This is a genomic window from Thiorhodococcus minor, from assembly GCF_010820565.1.
Taxonomy (GTDB): domain Bacteria; phylum Pseudomonadota; class Gammaproteobacteria; order Chromatiales; family Chromatiaceae; genus Thiorhodococcus; species Thiorhodococcus minor.
In genome coordinates, this window is record NZ_JAAIJQ010000017.1 from 61330 (window position 1) to 78388 (window position 17059).

The following is a 17059-nucleotide window of genomic DNA, read 5'->3' on the forward strand; positions in this document are numbered from 1 at the left end:
GTGTGGCGCCGATGCATGCTTACACCGCCGGCGCTCGGTCTCGGATGCAACAAAAGTGTGACGCCTGACAAAGCCCGCGTTTAACCGTCTTGCCATAGATGCCCAAATGGTTATGATTGAAATGGCCTCACTCGGGTACGCTGGAGCCGCGTCCCCTATCGACCCCCCGGAGACCTACCCCCGATGAGTGGAAACAATCACGGCAAGAGCGATGAAGGCAAATTGCTCTACTGCTCGTTCTGCGGCAAGAGCCAACATGAGGTCCGCAAGCTCATCGCCGGTCCCTCCGTCTTCATCTGCGATGAATGTGTCGAGCTGTGTAACGACATCATTCGCGAGGAGATGCAGGAAAGCGTCGGGGAGACGACCAACCATCTGCCCAAGCCGCGCGAGATCAATGCCCGGCTCGATGAGTTCGTCATCGGGCAGGAGCAGGCGAAGAAGGTCCTCTCCGTGGCGGTGTACAACCACTACAAACGGCTCGAGGTTGCAGAGGCCAAGGAAGACATCGAGATCGCCAAGAGCAATATTCTCTTGATCGGCCCCACGGGGTCCGGCAAGACGCTCTTGGCCGAGACATTGGCGCGCCTCCTCAATGTTCCCTTCACGATCGCCGACGCCACGACCCTGACCGAAGCTGGCTACGTGGGCGAGGACGTCGAGAACATCATCCAAAAGCTTCTCCAAAAGTGCGACTACGACGTGGAGAAGGCGCAGACCGGAATCGTCTATATCGACGAGATCGACAAGATCTCGCGCAAGTCGGACAACCCCTCGATCACGCGGGACGTGTCCGGCGAAGGCGTTCAGCAGGCGCTGCTCAAGCTTATCGAGGGCACGGTCGCCTCGGTGCCCCCGCAAGGCGGTCGAAAGCATCCGCAGCAAGAGTTCCTGCAGGTCGATACGTCGAACATCCTCTTCATCGTCGGCGGCGCCTTCGCCGGACTGGACAAGGTCATCCAGAATCGCTCCCGCAAGACGGGGATCGGTTTCTCCGCTGAGGTCCACAGCAAGAACGATGGCCGCCAGGTGAGCGAGCTGCTGAGCGCGGTGGAGCCCGAGGATTTGATCCGCTATGGACTCATCCCGGAGTTCGTCGGTCGTCTGCCCGTGATGGCGACCTTGGAGGAGCTCGACGAGGCCGCTCTGATGCGCATCCTCACCGAGCCGAAGCATGCCCTGGTCAAGCAGTACGGGCGTCTCTTCGAGATGGAAGGCGTCCAGCTCGAGATCCGTGACGACGCGCTGCGCGAAATCTCCCGTAAGGCGATGGAGCGGAAGACTGGCGCGCGCGGGCTGCGGACGATCATGGAGCAGGTGCTGCTCGACACCATGTACGATCTGCCTTCCATGGATCACGTCAGCAAGGTCGCCATCGACGCCTCTGTCATTGCCGGCGAGAACAAACCTTTCCTGATCTACGAAGGGGTCGAGAAGCAGGCCGCGTCGGCCGATTGACCGCGTAGACATCGGGCCGTGAGCCTTCCGGCGCTCCCGCTCGCTTTCGGCGGGAGCCGCCGGACATTGAAGACCATCGCGCGAGCCCCGACCCTTTCATCATTCCCACATTTTCGCTGGTCTTGTCTGGTTGAGCGGCTCCGCCCAATGCGTTTTCTTGGGGCCGCGCAGGACAGGGCTCTGCGCTGACTAACGAGAACGGGTTCAATGGCGCTACAGAACACAGCTTCCGGCTCTGATCAATCCACGACGCAGGAGGTTCCAGTCCTCCCGCTGCGCGACGTCGTCGTCTATCCTCATATGGTCATTCCTCTGTTCGTCGGGCGGGACAAGTCGATTCGCGCCCTCGACGGAGCCATGGCCAGCGACAAGCAGATCCTGCTGATCGCTCAGAAGAGCGCGGACGTCGACGACCCCGAGGTCAAGGATCTCCACGACATCGGCACCCTCGCGAATATCCTTCAGCTGCTGAAGCTGCCCGACGGAACCGTGAAGGTGCTGGTCGAGGGCAATCAGCGCGCGCACATCGAGCGTTTCCTCACGACTGAGGAATCCTTCTCCGCGGTCATCCACCCTCTGGAGGAGACGCTGGAGGTCGACGAGCGCGAGCAGGAAGTGCTGATGCGCTCGGCGATGACGCTCTTCGACCAGTACGTCAAGCTGAACAAGAAGGTGCCGCCCGAGGTGCTGACGTCGCTCGCAAGCATCGACGACGCTGGACGGCTGGCCGACACCATGGCCGCGCACATGTCGCTGAAGCTCGACGAGAAGCAGCGCGTCCTCGAGATCGTGGACGTGCAGGTTCGCCTCGAGCATCTCATGGGGCTCATGGAGGCGGAGAACGATATCCTGCAGATGGAGAAGCGCATCCGTGGGCGCGTCAAGCGCCAGATGGAGAAGAACCAGCGCGAGTACTATCTGAACGAGCAGATGAAGGCGATCCAGAAGGAGCTGGGCGAGCTCGAGGATGCCCCGAACGAGATCGAGGATCTTGCCAAGCGGATCGAAGGCGCCGGCATGCCGCGCGAGGCCAAGAGCAAGGCCCAAGCCGAGCTCAACAAGCTGAAGCTGATGTCGCCCATGTCGGCCGAGGCGACCGTGGTGCGCAACTACATCGATACCCTGGTGAGCGTACCCTGGAAGAAGCGCACGCGCATCCGCAACGACATCAAGGTGGCGGAGTCGGTGCTGGACAAGGACCACTATGGTCTGGAGCGGGTGAAGGAGCGCATCCTCGAGTACCTCGCCGTGCAGCAGCGCGTGCGTAAGCTCAAGGGGCCGATCCTGTGCTTGGTCGGTCCCCCGGGAGTCGGTAAGACCTCGCTCGGCCAATCCATTGCCCGGGCAACCAATCGCAAGTTCGTGCGCATGTCGCTGGGCGGTGTGCGTGACGAGGCCGAGATCCGCGGACACCGCAGGACCTACATCGGCGCGCTGCCCGGCAAGATCATCCAGAATCTCTCCAAGGCGGGGTCGCGAAACGCCTTCTTCCTGCTCGACGAGATCGACAAGATGGCGATGGATTTTCGCGGTGACCCGGCTTCGGCATTGCTCGAAGTCTTGGACCCGGAGCAGAACCACACCTTCGTCGACCACTACCTCGAGGTCGACTTCGATCTCTCCGAGGTGATGTTCGTGGGTACCGCGAACACGCTCAATATTCCGCCCGCGCTCTTGGACCGCATGGAGGTCATCAGGCTCTCCGGTTACACCGAGGACGAGAAGGTCGCGATCGCCGAGCGGTATCTCGTGCCGAAGCAGAAGAAGAGCAACGGCCTCAAGTCCGGCGAGCTGGTGGTTCGTGAGAGCGCGCTTCGCGATGTCATCCGCCACTACACGCGCGAGGCTGGGGTGCGCAACCTGGAGCGCGAGATCTCCAAGATCTGCCGTAAGGTCGTCAAGGAGGTTCTGCTCAAGAAGCGCGGCAAGCCGACAACGGTGACCTCGAAGTCGCTCGAGAAGTACCTTGGCGTACAGCGCTATCGTTACGGACGCGCCGACGAGCACGATCAGATCGGCCAAGTGACGGGGCTCGCCTGGACAGAAGTCGGCGGCGAGCTGCTGCGGATCGAGTCCGCCCTGGTGCCCGGCAAGGGCAAGTTCACCTTTACCGGGCAGCTCGGCGACGTGATGCAGGAGTCCATCCAGGCGGCGCTGACGGTGGTGCGAGCCCGCGCCGATGCGCTCGGGCTGCCGGCCGACTTCCACAACCAGTTCGACATCCATATCCATGTTCCCGAGGGGGCGACGCCGAAAGACGGCCCCAGTGCTGGCGTCGCGATGTGCACCGCGCTCGTTTCGGCGCTGACCAAGATCCCGGTGCGCTCGAGCGTCGCCATGACCGGCGAGATCACGCTCCGTGGCGAAGTGCTACCCATCGGTGGCCTGAAGGAGAAGCTGCTGGCCGCGCATCGAGGGGGAATCGAGACCGTCATCATCCCGTTGGAGAACGAGCGTGACCTGGTCGAGATACCCAAGAATATCAAGCAGAATCTCAACATCCATCCGGTACGGTGGATCGACGAGGTGCTCGATATCGCGCTGACCGAGCGCCCCGAGTCTGCGACGGCAAAGCCTGAGAACGAGGAGCCCGTGAGCGTCGAGGACGATGCTCACGACAAGGCCGCGGACTCGAATCGTGATCAGGCCGCGAGGCTGCATCACTGAGGCCAAGGGCTGCTGCCTTGTGGCGCGCGTGCCGAGCGCGTGGGTAGTGGTGGCACCGAGTAGACAGCGCATGCGGGACCTGTGGTTTAATCCGGGTCCCTAGGTTTACCGGCATCGGTGCGCGGGCTCGCCTGCCATGTCGCAAGAATGTCGCAATGTCAGTTGCTCGTCTCGGTGTCTCCGTCATAGCATTCAGGGGCGGATGCGGACACCAGGGCGCGTCGGGCGTCAGCGATGCCGCGTAGATTTGGTTACAACGAAAGTTTGAAAGAAGGGCTACAGGGGAATTAGATGAACAAATCGGAACTCATCGACAGAATGGCGGAAGCCGCGGATATCTCGAAGTCGGCGGCGGCGCGTGCTTTGGACGCCTTCACCGACTCTATTGCAATCGCCCTGAAAGAAGGTCATAATGTTTCGCTCATCGGGTTCGGGACCTTTACGGTGAAAGAGCGCGCAGCGCGTACCGGTCGCAATCCGCAGACGGGTGAGACCATTGAGATCAAGGCGTCAAAAACCCCGTCATTTAAAGCTGGTAAGGCACTGAAAGACGCGGTACAATAATTGCACGTCGGAAGGGTGCTTAGCTCAGCTGGGAGAGCATCGCCCTTACAAGGCGAGGGTCGCAGGTTCGATCCCTGCAGCACCCACCAAGAAAATTTGGAGCGGTAGTTCAGTTGGTTAGAATACCGGCCTGTCACGCCGGGGGTCGCGGGTTCGAGTCCCGTCCGCTCCGCCATCTTCGTCAGAACGGGGTACCCATTGGGTACCCCGTTCTGTTTTGTCCTGTCCGCTCAATCCTGAGTCAACCGAATTGCCATGCTTCAGACTATCCGTGACCGTGCTCAAGGCTGGATCGCTTGGGCAATCGTAATTCTGATCAGTATCCCCTTCGCGCTGTGGGGGATTCAGTCCTACCTGGGTGTCGGCGGGGAGCCCGTCGCGGCAACCGTGAATGGCGTCGAGCTCACGGCTAGAGACCTGGACCGGCGTGTCCAGCAGGCGAGGACGGAGCTGCGCCAGCGATTGGGCGCGGCCTATGATCCGGCAGAGATCGATGACAAGGCGCTGCGCGACGAGGTGCTCGAGGACATGATCCGCGAAACCTTGCTGCTCGACGAGACGCGCCGCCTTGGTTTGCGCGTCTCGGATCAGGATGTGCAGATCCAGATTCTTGCCGATCCGGCGTTTCAGAAAGATGGGCGATTCGACAACGCGACCTACGAGCGTTTGCTGCAGTACCAGGGCATGAGCCCCGCGATGTACGAGGCGCAGCTGCGGCAGCGAATGGCGGCCGGGCAGCTTGCAAGGGCCGTCTCGGCGAGCGCATTGGCAACGCGCTACGAGGTCGAGCAATATCAGCGCCTGGCTGGGCAGAAGCGCGAGCTTAGCTACGTGACACTGGCGCTTTCCGGCTATCAGACGGATGCCCCGATCGACGACGCCGAGATCTCGGCCTTCTATGATGACAACCCCGCGCGCTTCCGCTCGCCCGAGCAGGTGAAATTGGACTATGTGGTGCTCGACGCCAACGCGCTGGCATCGTCGGTCGAGGTGACCGAAGCGGACCTGCGGCGCGCCTATGACGCCGAGCAGGCGCGCTTCGCCCAGCCCGAGCGTCGCGAGGTCCGCCATATCTTGCTCAAGGTGCCCGAGGATGCCGAGCAGGCGGAAGCTGACGCGGTCTTGGAGAAGATCGAGGGCATTCGCGAGCGCATCCTCGCGGAAGAGCCCTTCGAGGCCCTGGCCAAGGAATACTCCGAAGACCCGGGAAGCGCCGCGAAAGGCGGCTCTCTGGGCGTCATCGAGTCCGGCATCATGGTGCCCGCCTTCGACCGGGCTGCATTCGCTGTGGAGCCGAATCAACTGTCGGAGCCCGTGCGCACTCAGTTCGGCTATCACCTGATCGAAGTCACCCAGATCCTGCCGTCGGAGATCAAGCCGTTCGAGGAGGTCGAAGACCTGCTGAAGGCCGAGGCGGCCAAGCAGGGTGCTGAGCGCCTCTACTATGATCTCGGCGAGCGGCTCGCCAACATCGTCTACGAGAGTCCCGATAGTCTCGAGCCGGCGGCAGGAGAGCTGGGGCTGAGCATCCAGCACAGCGATTGGATCGGTCGCAACGGTGGGGGCGAAGGCATGCTGGCCAATCCCAAGGTGGTCGCGGCGGCATTCAGCGACGACGTCCTCGGTCAGGGGCTCAACAGCGACCTGGTCGAGCCCGAGCGCGATAAGCTGCAGGCCGTCGTAGTGCGCGTCGCCGAGCACCGTGAAGCCTCCGTCAAGCCTCTGGCCGAGGTGCGAGACGAGATCGTCTCGCAGATCAAGAGGCAGAGAGCCGAGAAGGCCGCGGAAGCGGCGGCGACGGCGATCGCCGAGAAATTGCGCGCGTCCGGCGACTGGGCCACTGTCGATCCGCAGCTCGAGCCAACCGATCCTGGGCTCATTGGACGCAACGCATCCGAGGTTCCAGCGGCCGTGCTTGATGTCGCCTTCAGGCTCCCGGCGCCAAGCGACGGTGCCATCAGTGTCGGCACGGCGACGCTCGACAATGGTGATGCCGCCGTCGTGCGTCTCGGCCGCGTCCAGGATGGCGAGGTCAAGCCCGGCGAAGATGGCCGGCCCGCGACGGAGGCCTTGATTCTCGCTCAGCTCATGGGACGACAGTTGTCGGACGACATGCTGCAGGACATGGAGAGCCGAGCGGACATCGAGCTGAAGGAAACTGGAGGCGACGACAGCCTCTGATTCTGGCTCCTGTCGTCGATCGACGACTGCAGCCCTCGCGAACGGCGCCCTTGTTGGCGCCGTTCGCGTGTCTGGGGTGCTGCATTCCACCTCTGCCACGGGCTTGAGTCCCCGGGGCTGCCTTCGCCGATCGAGGTCACAGGCGTGCGGCTGAGGGCGCGGCGCGGTGTACCAGACCAGCTGGCGGTGCCTCTTGCGGGCAAAACAACCGAAAGCTGATCCAGGACAAGACTGCAGTCTGGCCGCCGAGGTCGAGTCACTCTTCCCTGGTTGAATTTGCCAACTCCATCCGTCAATCTGGTCTGGCTTCGGACATCGAGCTGGGGTCGACGAAAACGACAAGAACCTAGATCCGCTGCTCCAGGTGATGATCGGCGCCGGGACTCGGCACACCCTGTCCTTCGATAAGGCCGCCAAGCGAGTGATTTGGAGGCGGTTCTGTCGGTGCCGTCAGTCTCGATGCTGACCAGCTTGACGGCTGGCTCGCCCGGCGGCTGTCTAATTATCCGGGTCCTGCTGCCACTGCGGCCTCTCGTCTCCGGGCCCGAGCCGCCCCGTGGTCGCGCCCCTTGGTTTCACAGACGAACATCACAAGGCAGAGCATGAGCTACCATTCCATCGTAATGGTCAAACAGGTGCCGGATACGGCGAACATCTCCGGTCAGGTGATGAAGCCGGACGGCACCGTCAACCGCAGCAAGCTCCCCACCGTCTTCAATCCCGAAGACAAGGTCGCCCTCGAGCTGGCCCTGCAGCTTCGGGACCGCTACGGCGGCACGGTGCGGGTCTTGACCATGGGGCCAGCGAAGGCCTCGGATCTTCTGAGGGACTGTCTCTACATGGGGGCCGACGAGGCGGTCCTCGTCAGCGACCGCAAGTTCGCCGGCGCGGACACGCTGGCGACTTCCTACGTCCTCGCGGAGACGCTGGGCAAGCTCGCCCCCTATGACGTCATCTTCGCCGGGCGCCAGGCCATCGACGGCGATACCGCCCAGGTGGGTCCTCAGACCGCCGAGAAGCTGAGGCTCCCGCAGATCACCTACGCCGAGGAGATCCTCTCGGCGCAGGACCGCACCATCACCGTCAAGCGCAAGATCGACAACGGCTTCGAGGTCTTGGAAGGCAGGCTGCCGCTGCTGATCACCGTGGTGAAGGATGCCGCCACGCCGCGCCCCTTCCGCGCCAAGCGCGTCATGGCCTACAAGAACGCGCGCACCCTCATGGAGCTCGAGAAGATGGCGGACGCCAATTCGCTGCTCTACGTCGATCAGCTCAAGGACGACTATGTCTCCAAGGGGCTCTTCATCCCGACGCTGACCGCCGACGATCTCGACATCGATACGGCGCGCTGCGGTCTGGGCGGATCGCCGACCAAGGTGCACAGGATCGAGTCGGTCGTCTTGGGCGGCAGCACGCACGAGACCATCCCGGCGACCAAGGACGGCATGTATGGGCTGATCGACAAGCTCATGGACGACCACATCTTCGGCTAGGCCGCTAGCTCGGGTAAGCACTGGCTCGGGTAAGCACTAGAGCGACAAGACATATGAGCGACACGAAACAACAAGTCTGGGTATTCATCGAGCAGCGCGAGGGTAAGCCGGCCGATGTCAGCTTCGAGCTGCTGTCGAAGGGGCGCAAGCTGGCGGAGAGTCTGAGGGGCGAGCTGAAGGCGGTGGTGATCGGGCACGACCTGCAGGATCTCGCCGTCGAGACCTTCCACTACGGGGCGACCGAGGCGCTGCTGGTGGATCACCCCGAGCTGGAGCACTACAGCACGCTGCCCTACAGCCGCATCATGAGCCAGCTGGTCGACGAGCATCGGCCGCGGATCGTGCTCTTCGGCGCGAGCTTCATCGGCCGCGACCTGGCGCCCCGCGTGGCGTCCCACACGCGCAGCGGTCTCACCGCCGACTGCACGGACCTGCAGATCTCGGACGTCACCTATCTGCGCAAGGACTACCCCGAGCTGCTGCTGCAGATTCGCCCCGCCTTCGGCGGCAACATCATCGCCACCATCATCTGTCCGGACTCGGAGGTCCAGATGGCCACGGTGCGCGAGGGCGTCATGGAGAAGATCCCGCTCGATCGGCCGGTCGAGGGGCAGGTGACCCAGGTCGCCTACACGCCCGAGGAGGTGGATCATCTGGTGCGCATCATCGAGCGTCACCACGAGGACGCCAAGGTCAATCTCAAGGCCGCGCCCATCATCGTCTCCGGCGGCTATGGCATGGGCAACTTCCAGAACTTCCAGATCCTCTACGAGCTGGCGCATGCGATCGGCGGCGAGGTGGCCGGCACGCGCGCCGCGGTGGACGCCGGCTTCATCGACCATGCGCGCCAGGTCGGACAGACCGGCGTGACCGTCAGGCCCAAGCTCTACATCGCCTGTGGCATTTCCGGGGCCATCCAGCACCGGGCTGGGATGAGCGACTCCAACAAGATCATCGCCATCAACGACGATCCGGAGGCGCCTATCTTCAGTGTCTGTCACTATGGAATCGTCGGGGACGTGATGGCCGTCATTCCGATGCTCATCGACGCCTACAAGCACAAACTCAAGTAGCCGAGCCATGGCCAACTATTTCACCGACAACACTGATCTTCTCTTCCATTTCAATCGTTTGAAGCTCGAAGACGTGGTCGAGATGGCCGAGCACGGCTATACCGAGGCCAAGGAGTACGACTTCGCCCCCGTCGACTATCAGGACGCGATCGACAACTACCGCAAGGTGCTTGAGATCGTCGGCGACATCACCGCCAACGTCGTGGCTCCGCAGGCGGCGGCCGTGGACGAGGAGGGGAGCCACTTCGCCGAGGGCAAGGTCGCGTACGCCAAGGGCATCCAGGAGGCGCTCGAGCAGCTGACCAAGGCCGAGCTCATGGGCTTCACCCTGCCGCGGCGCTATGGCGGGCTCAACATCCCGACGACCCTCTATACGATGGCGATCGAGATGGTGTCGCGGGCCGAGGCCTCGCTGATGAACCTCTTCGGCCTGCAGGACATCGCGGAGACCATCAACAAGTACGGCACCGAGGAGCAGCGCCAGGAGTTCCTGCCCCAGTTCGCCAGCGGCGAGGCGACGGGTGCCATGGCACTGACCGAGCCGGATGCGGGCTCGGACCTGCAGGCCGTCAACATGACGGCCTACCAGGACGAATCCGGACAGTGGCGGCTCAAGGGCGTCAAGCGCTTCATCACCAACGGCAACGCCCAGATCATCCTGGTGCTGGCGCGCTCCGAGCCCGGCACCAAGGACGGCCGCGGTCTGAGCCTCTTCGCCTGCTACGGCAAGGACAAGGTCGTCGTCCGGCGCATCGAGAACAAGCTCGGCATCCACGGCTCGCCGACCTGCGAGCTGCAGTTCAACGACACCCCGGCGCAGCTCATCGGCAAGCGCAAGTTCGGCCTCATCAAGTACGTCATGGACATGATGAACGGCGCGCGCCTGGGCGTGGCCGGTCAGGCGCTGGGGATCTCGCAGGCCGCCTACGAGGAGGCGCTGCGCTACGCCAAGGCGCGCGAGCAGTTCGGCAAGAGCATCTTCGAGATCCCCGTCGTCGCCAACATGCTGGTCGACATGCGCGTGACCCTGGAGAGCGATCGCTCATTGCTCTATGCCGCCTGTCACTGGGTCGATCTGCGCAACAAGCTCGAGGAGCGCGTCGAGGAGCTGAAGGCGCAGAAGCAGGACTTCAGCGCGGAGAGCGCCAGGCTCAAGGAGGCGAGCCGTGTCGCGGCCTTGCTGACGCCCATGGCGAAGTACGTGCTAAGCGAGAACGCCAACAAGATCACCTACGATTCCCTGCAGGTCCACGGCGGCACGGGCTACATGCGCGAGTTCAACGTCGAGCGTCTGGCCCGCGATGCCCGCATCACCAATATCTACGAAGGGACCTCGCAGCTGCAGATCGTCGCGGCCATCGGCGGTGTCCTCAACGACATCTTCGGTCAAGACTTCGCGGCGCGGGAGCAGAAGGAGGCGGCCGGCAGTCTCGGACGGCTGGCCGATGAGCTCAAGGAGATGCGCGAGCGCTTCCTGGATGCCCTGAAGTTCGTTACCGACAAGACCGATAAGCACTCGCAGGGCGTCTCCGCGAAGGAGCTGGTGGAGATGTATTCCTACATCTACACCGGTTGGCTACTCATGGACGAGGCGGAAGTGGATAGCCGCAAGGTCTTCATCGCGCGTCGCTACATCCTCAGCGCAGCGGCCAAGACCCGCCGGAACTGGGAGATCATCAAGAAGGATCTCTACTCGGACCTCCTGCATGCGGAGGACATTCTGATCTGAGCCCATCCCGCTCCAACGGCCTTGATCTGCCTTGGACGGCAGACAGGGTCGTTGGAGTCTGGATTCGGCAAATCGAACCGCAAAGACCCAAAGGACGCTAAGAAAAACAAAGCGTTGGTCGGTGGATAGCGTTCACCCGCCGGGTGAGCGAAACCCAGTCCGCAACCCCCGGAAATCCTTCGCGCGCTTCGTGCGCTTTGCGGTTCAAGAGTTCCTTTCTGGGCTGCATGGCGGGCAAGCCCGTCCGTGCAGCTGGCTTAGCCGAGACCCAGGATGTTGAAGCCGGTGTCGACGTAGAGGATGTCGCCGGTGATGCCGCTGGCCAGGTCCGAGCAGAGGAAGGCGGCGGCGTTGCCGACTTCTTCCGGGGTGACGGTGCGGCGCAGTGGGGTGTGGCGCTCGACCTGCTTCAGCATGGAGCGGAAGTGCGAGATACCAGCTGCGGCGAGCGTCTGGATCGGCCCGGCCGAGATGGCATTGACGCGCGTCCCATTCGGTCCGAGCGAGGCGGCCAGATAACGGACGTTGGCCTCGAGACTGGCCTTCGCCAGACCCATGACATTGTAGTAGGGTACCGCGCGGACGGAGCCCAGGAAGCTCATGGTCAGCAGGGAGCCGTTGCGGCCCTCCATCATGCGCCGGCTGGCCTTGGCCAGCGCGGAGAAACTGTAGGACGAGATCTCATGGGCGGTGGTGAAGCCCTCTCGGGTCAGCTCCTCGACATAGTCTCCGGCCAGCTCGTGCTTCGGCGCGAAGGCGATGGAATGGACGAGAACGTCCAGCCCGTCCCAGTGCTGCTCGAGCTCCTGGAAGAGGTGCGCGATGTCGCGGTCGCTGCTGACGTCGAGCGGCAGGATGACCTTGCAGTCGATCTTGGCGCCGAGGTCTTCGACGCGGCTCTTGAGCTTGTCGTTTTGGTAGGTCAGTGCGATCTCGGCGCCCTGGCGATGCATGGCTTGGGCGCAGCCCCAAGCGATGGAGCGGTTGCTCGCGACACCAGTGATGAGGACCTTTTTGCCTTCTAGAAAACCCATGTTCGGTTGTCTCTTCCGTTCAGTAGTGAGCGCGTGGTGCGCGCGATGAATCTTTGGGTGAGAATAGAATTCGTCGATGACACCCCAATGTGGCGCGTAACAGTACCGAAAGTTGCCAACCGACGGAAGGGTCAGCGGAGGGCATGTGGTTGAGTGAGAAGATGGTTTGGTGGCTGCTCGGTCTGCTGGCCCTGGCGCTGACCGGCTGTGGTGAGGGGACCTGGAACCATCCCTATCCGAGCGCCGATGCCACGAGCAACACCTATTACAGCTCGTTCTCCGAGCGCCCCAAGCATCTGGACCCGGCGCGCTCCTACAGCGCGAACGAGTATGCCTTCCTGGCGCAGATCTATGAGCCGCCGCTGCAGTACCACTTCCTGCTGCGGCCCTACCAGCTGGTGCCGCTCGCGGCGGCCGAGGTCCCGAGGCCGGCCTACTTCGACGCCTCGGGCGCGCCCCTGCCGGATGACGTCTCGCCTCAAGCGATCGATCGCAGCGACTATGTGATCCGCATCCAGCCCGGCATCCGCTTTCAACCGCATCCCGCGTTCGCCCGGGATGAGGCTGGCGACTATCGCTATCACGCGCTTGGTCCAGCAGACCTCGACGGCATCAATCAGCTCTCGGACTTCGACCAGGTCGGCACGCGCGAGCTGACGGCGGAGGACTATGTCTATCAGATCAGGCGTCTGGCCGCGCCCTGGCTGCATTCGCCGATTTCCGGTGTGATGCGCCGGCACATTCGCGGCTTCGGTGAGCTTGCCGACGCGCTCTCCGACCTGCAATCCGCCGACGAGCTGGCGCGGATTCAGGCGCTCAGAGCGGCCAGTCTCCAGGGCGTCGAGGTGCTGGATCGCTACAGCTTCAAGATCACCGTCGAGGGCAAGTACCCCCAGTTCAGCTATTGGCTCGCCATGCCGTTCTTCGCGCCGCTGCCCTGGGAGGCCGATGTCTTCTACGCGCAGCCCGGGATGACCGAGCGCAACATCGTGCTGGATTGGTATCCGGTCGGTACCGGGCCCCACATGCTGAGCGAGAACAATCCCAACCTGCGCATGATCCTGGAGCGCAACCCCAATTTTCACGGCGAGCGCTATCCGACCCGGGGGATGCCGCAAGACGCCGAGAGCGGCATCCTCGCCGACGCCGGCAAGCCCATCCCCTTCATCGACCGCGCCATCTACAGCCTGGAAAAGGAGAATATCCCGCGCTGGAACAAGTTCCTCCAGGGCTACTACGACAGCTCGGGGATCTCCTCCGACGCCTTCGACCAGGCCGTTCAGATCGACGCCCAGGGCGAGGCGATCCTGACGGATGATATGCGCGAAAAGGGTATCGAGCTGCTGACCGCGGTGCAGCCGTCGATCTTCTACATGGGCTTCAACATGCTCGACCCCGTGGTCGGTGGCGACTCGCAGCGCGCGCGCCTGCTGCGCCGCGCCATCTCGATTGCCATGGACTATGAGGAGTTCATCTCCATCTTCGCCAACGGCCGCGGACTGGTCGCGCAGGGGCCGATCCCGCCTGGGATCTTCGGGCACCGCGAGGGCGAGGCCGGCATCAATCCCTTCGTCTATGAGTGGCGCAACGGCCGCCCTGTCCGGCGCAGTTTGGACGAGGCGCGGACCCTGATGGAGCAAGCGGGCTATCCTGGCGGCATGGATCGCGAGACGGGGCGCGCGCTCTCGATCAATTACGAGGCCGTGGCGACTGGGCCGGACGACCGGGCCCGCCTCAACTGGATCCGCAAGCAGTTCGCCAAGCTGGGCATCGAGCTGGTCATCCGCTCGACCGACTACAACAGGTTTCAGGAGAAGATCCGCAACGGCACCGGGCAGGTCTTCATGTGGGGCTGGAACGCCGACTATCCGGACCCGGAGAACTTCCTCTTCCTGCTCTATGGCCCCAACGGCAAGGTCGAGCACCAGGGCGAGAACGCCTCCAACTACGCCAATCCGGAATTCGACCGTCTCTTCGACGCCATGAAGTTCATGGAGGACGGCCCGCAGCGGCAGGCGATCCTGGATCGCATGGTCGAGATTGCGCGCACCGATGCGCCCTGGCTCTGGGGGTTCTTCCCCAAGGCCTTCAGCCTGCACCATCAATGGCTGCACAACGCCCACCCGAACGAGATGGCCAACAACACGCTCAAGTATCGTCGGCTGGATCCAGGGCGGCGCGCCGAGCTGAGAAAGGAGTGGAACGTGCCGATCCTCTGGCCGATCTGGGCCTTGGGCGGCCTGATCCTGCTGCTGGTCATCCCCGCGCTCTGGATGGTGCGGCGTCGCGAGCGGAGCACGGCACTATGACCGCCTATATCCTGCGCCGCGTCCTCTATGCCATCCCCATCCTGATCGGCGTCAATCTGATTACCTTTCTGCTCTTCTTCGTCGTCAACTCGCCGGACGACATGGCGCGCATGCATCTTGGGCAGAAGCGCGTGACCACGGAGGCCATCCAGGCCTGGAAGGCGGAGCACGGCTACGACAGGCCCTTGCTCTACAACGAGGAGGCGCCCGGCCTTGGGCGCGTGACGGACACCATTTTCTTCCAGAAATCGGTCAAGCTCTTCGCCTTTCAATTCGGGGCCTCCGACGACGGCCGCGACATCGGCTACGACATCTCGCAGCGGATGTGGCCGAGTCTCGCGATCGCCGTTCCCGTGCTCCTCGTCGGGCTGGCCTTCAATATCAGCTACGCACTCTTCATCGTTTTCTTCCGAGCGACCTATGTGGATATCGGCAGCGTGGTGCTGCTGGTCGCCATGCTGTCCATCTCCGGGCTCTTCTACATCATCGGCGGTCAGTTCATCCTGAGTAAGGTCTTCCACCTGGTGCCCATCTCGGGCTACGACCAGGGGCTGGATGCCTGGAAGTTTCTCATCCTGCCGGTGATCGTCGGCGTCATCGGCGGCATCGGCTCGGGGACGCGCTGGTACCGCACCCTGTTCTTGGAGGAGATCGCCAAGGACTATGTGCGCACCGCCCGGGCCAAGGGGCTGAGCGAGCGCTTCGTGCTCTTCCGCCACGTCCTGCGCAATGCGCTCATCCCCATCCTGACCGGCGTGGTCGTGGTGCTGCCGCTGCTCTTCATGGGCAGCCTCATCACCGAGTCCTTCTTCGGCATTCCCGGCCTCGGCAGCTACACCATCGACGCCATCAACAACCAGGACTTCGCCATCGTCCGCTCCATGGTGTTCTTGGGTGCGGTGCTCTACATCCTGGGGCTGATCCTGACCGACATCTCCTACACGGTCGTGGATCCGCGGGTGCGTCTCCAGTGAAGGTGCCGACGTCATGCCCGTGATGCCCGTCATCCTCTGGACCGACGCCCTGGTCTTCCTGCTGCTGGCGCTCGGGCTGGCCTTCGCGTGGTACGCCTCTCGCCACGAGCATCTGCGCGATCCCTGGCGGCGCGTCGTCCGCTCGCGCGTCGGCGTCGCGACCCTGGTGGTGCTCATGGCCTATGCGCTGGTCGGTCTCTTGGACAGCGTACACCTGCGGCTCAAGCAGGATGCGCAGCCGGGCGTCGAGGAGGCACGCTATGGGTCGGAGGTCCTGAGTCTGCTCGACCTGACGCTGAGCGGTCTGCGCGAGCGTCAGGAGAAGACCTACTCCGCGCCCTTTGCGACCCATCTCTATGTCAAGGAGGCGATCGACCAGCCAGACGGCAGCGTCGTGCGCGACTACCCGCGGCTTGAGCACGGCGGCGCCCACCTGGAGGATCCCGAGCGTCAGCGCGCCTGGGACATCGCCTGGCGCACCCTGCTCGGCGCCCTGAAGGGGGCGATCGCCTGGGGGCTTCTCGCCTTGGGCATCGGCTGGCTCCTGGCGCGGCGCTGGGGCGTCTCCCTGGCCGAGGTCAGAGCCCCTATTCTCGCGCGGAAGACGCAGGTGCCTTGGCGCACCGCCTTGACGATGCTCGCCCTCTTGATGGTGCTCGGCTTCGTCGCGGCCGAGCTGGCGCTCAAGTACCACATCCTGGGGACCGACAAGGTTGGCGAAGACGTCTTTTACCAGACCCTCAAGAGCATCCGGACCGGACTCCTCATCGGGACGCTCACGACCCTGGTGATGCTCCCGGCGGCCATCCTGCTCGGCATCGCCGCCGGCTACTTCCGCGGCTGGGTCGACGACGTCATCCAGTATCTCTACACCACCCTGAACTCCATCCCCGGCGTGCTGCTCATCGCGGCCGTCATCCTCATGCTGCAGGTCTACATGAGCAATCATGCCGACGCCTTCGGCAGCCTGGTCGAGCGCGCGGACCTGCGCCTGCTCTTCCTCTGCCTCATCCTGGGGGTGACGAGCTGGACCGGACTCTGCCGCCTGTTGCGCGGCGAGGCGCTCAAGCTGCGCGGGATCGACTATGTGCAGGCGGCGCAATCCCTCGGCGTCGGCCACTTCACCGTGATCGCGCGCCACATCCTGCCGAACGTCATGCACATCGTCCTCATCACCCTGGTGCTGGACTTCAGCGGGCTGGTGCTGGCGGAGGCCGTGCTCTCCTACGTCAATATCGGCGTCGACCCGACCATGAACAGCTGGGGCAACATGATCAACAGCGCCCGTCTCGAGCTGGCACGGGACCCGGTCGTCTGGTGGTCCCTGGCCGCCGCCTTCCTCTTCATGTTCACCCTGGTGCTCGCGGCCAACCTCTTCGCCGACGTCGTCCGCGACGCCTTCGACCCCAGACTCCGGCAAGCGGCCGCCGCCTAGCCGGGCGGGGCAGAAGAGGCGTTTTCAGTGCTCGGACTCGGCATCCATCCCAGCCACAATTCACTGACCACTGACCACTGACCACTGACCACTGACCACTGACCACTGCCACCAAACAACACACACCGAGCACCGAGCCGCC

At 63.4% G+C, this 17059-nt stretch carries 11 protein-coding genes and 2 tRNA genes; 12 read left to right on the top strand and 1 reads right to left on the bottom strand.

Features of this window, described 5'->3' with window-relative positions; genetic code table 11:
• The first annotated feature begins 183 nt into the window (after positions 1–183).
• The 9 genes from clpX to G3446_RS07960 all read left to right on the top strand — a co-directional run bounded on the left by clpX (position 184) and on the right by G3446_RS07960 (position 11165).
• Complete coding sequence (gene clpX, locus G3446_RS07920) at positions 184–1458, top strand: ATP-dependent Clp protease ATP-binding subunit ClpX (protein WP_164452288.1); 1275 nt, start codon at positions 184–186, stop codon at positions 1456–1458.
• A gap of 207 nt (positions 1459–1665) precedes the next feature.
• A complete protein-coding gene (gene lon, locus G3446_RS07925; protein ID WP_164452289.1) occupies positions 1666–4125 on the top strand; it encodes an endopeptidase La in 2460 nt (819 codons plus the stop codon).
• Between the two features lie 291 nt (positions 4126–4416).
• On the top strand, positions 4417–4689 hold the full coding sequence (locus G3446_RS07930) for an HU family DNA-binding protein (protein WP_164452290.1): 273 nt from the start codon (positions 4417–4419) through the stop codon (positions 4687–4689).
• Between the two features lie 13 nt (positions 4690–4702).
• Positions 4703–4778 (top strand) — tRNA-Val (locus G3446_RS07935).
• 9 nt (positions 4779–4787) lie between these two features.
• A tRNA-Asp gene (locus tag G3446_RS07940) sits at positions 4788–4864 on the top strand.
• Positions 4865–4944: 80 nt separating this feature from the next.
• Positions 4945–6870 carry a SurA N-terminal domain-containing protein gene (locus G3446_RS07945; protein ID WP_164452291.1) on the top strand — a complete coding sequence of 642 codons (1926 nt, stop codon included), beginning with the start codon at positions 4945–4947 and terminating at the stop codon, positions 6868–6870.
• Between the two features lie 602 nt (positions 6871–7472).
• Entirely contained in the window at positions 7473–8363 is an 891-nt protein-coding gene (locus G3446_RS07950) for an electron transfer flavoprotein subunit beta/FixA family protein (protein ID WP_164452292.1), read from the top strand.
• 53 nt (positions 8364–8416) lie between these two features.
• Complete coding sequence (locus tag G3446_RS07955; protein WP_164452293.1) at positions 8417–9436, top strand: electron transfer flavoprotein subunit alpha/FixB family protein; 1020 nt, start codon at positions 8417–8419, stop codon at positions 9434–9436.
• Positions 9437–9443: 7 nt separating this feature from the next.
• Entirely contained in the window at positions 9444–11165 is a 1722-nt protein-coding gene (locus tag G3446_RS07960) for an acyl-CoA dehydrogenase family protein (protein ID WP_164452294.1), read from the top strand.
• A 257-nt stretch (positions 11166–11422) separates the two neighbouring features.
• On the opposite strand, the gene G3446_RS07965 is transcribed toward G3446_RS07960, so the two are convergent.
• Positions 11423–12199, bottom strand: coding sequence for an enoyl-ACP reductase FabI (locus tag G3446_RS07965; protein ID WP_164452295.1), 777 nt, complete (start codon positions 12197–12199; stop codon positions 11423–11425).
• A gap of 143 nt (positions 12200–12342) precedes the next feature.
• Between G3446_RS07965 and G3446_RS07970 the strand changes: the two genes are divergently transcribed.
• From G3446_RS07970 to G3446_RS07980, 3 genes are read left to right on the top strand one after another with little or no spacing between them, the layout of a single operon-like run.
• Positions 12343–14508 carry an ABC transporter substrate-binding protein gene (locus G3446_RS07970; RefSeq protein ID WP_425338383.1) on the top strand — a complete coding sequence of 722 codons (2166 nt, stop codon included), beginning with the start codon at positions 12343–12345 and terminating at the stop codon, positions 14506–14508.
• Positions 14505–15482: an ABC transporter permease gene (locus G3446_RS07975; protein ID WP_164452296.1), complete on the top strand. Its 978-nt coding sequence runs from the start codon at positions 14505–14507 to the stop codon at positions 15480–15482. Before G3446_RS07970 ends, G3446_RS07975 begins: the two co-directional genes overlap by 4 nt.
• 13 nt (positions 15483–15495) lie before the next feature.
• Complete coding sequence (locus tag G3446_RS07980) at positions 15496–16917, top strand: ABC transporter permease (RefSeq protein WP_164452297.1); 1422 nt, start codon at positions 15496–15498, stop codon at positions 16915–16917.
• The last annotated feature ends 142 nt before the right edge of the window (positions 16918–17059 follow it).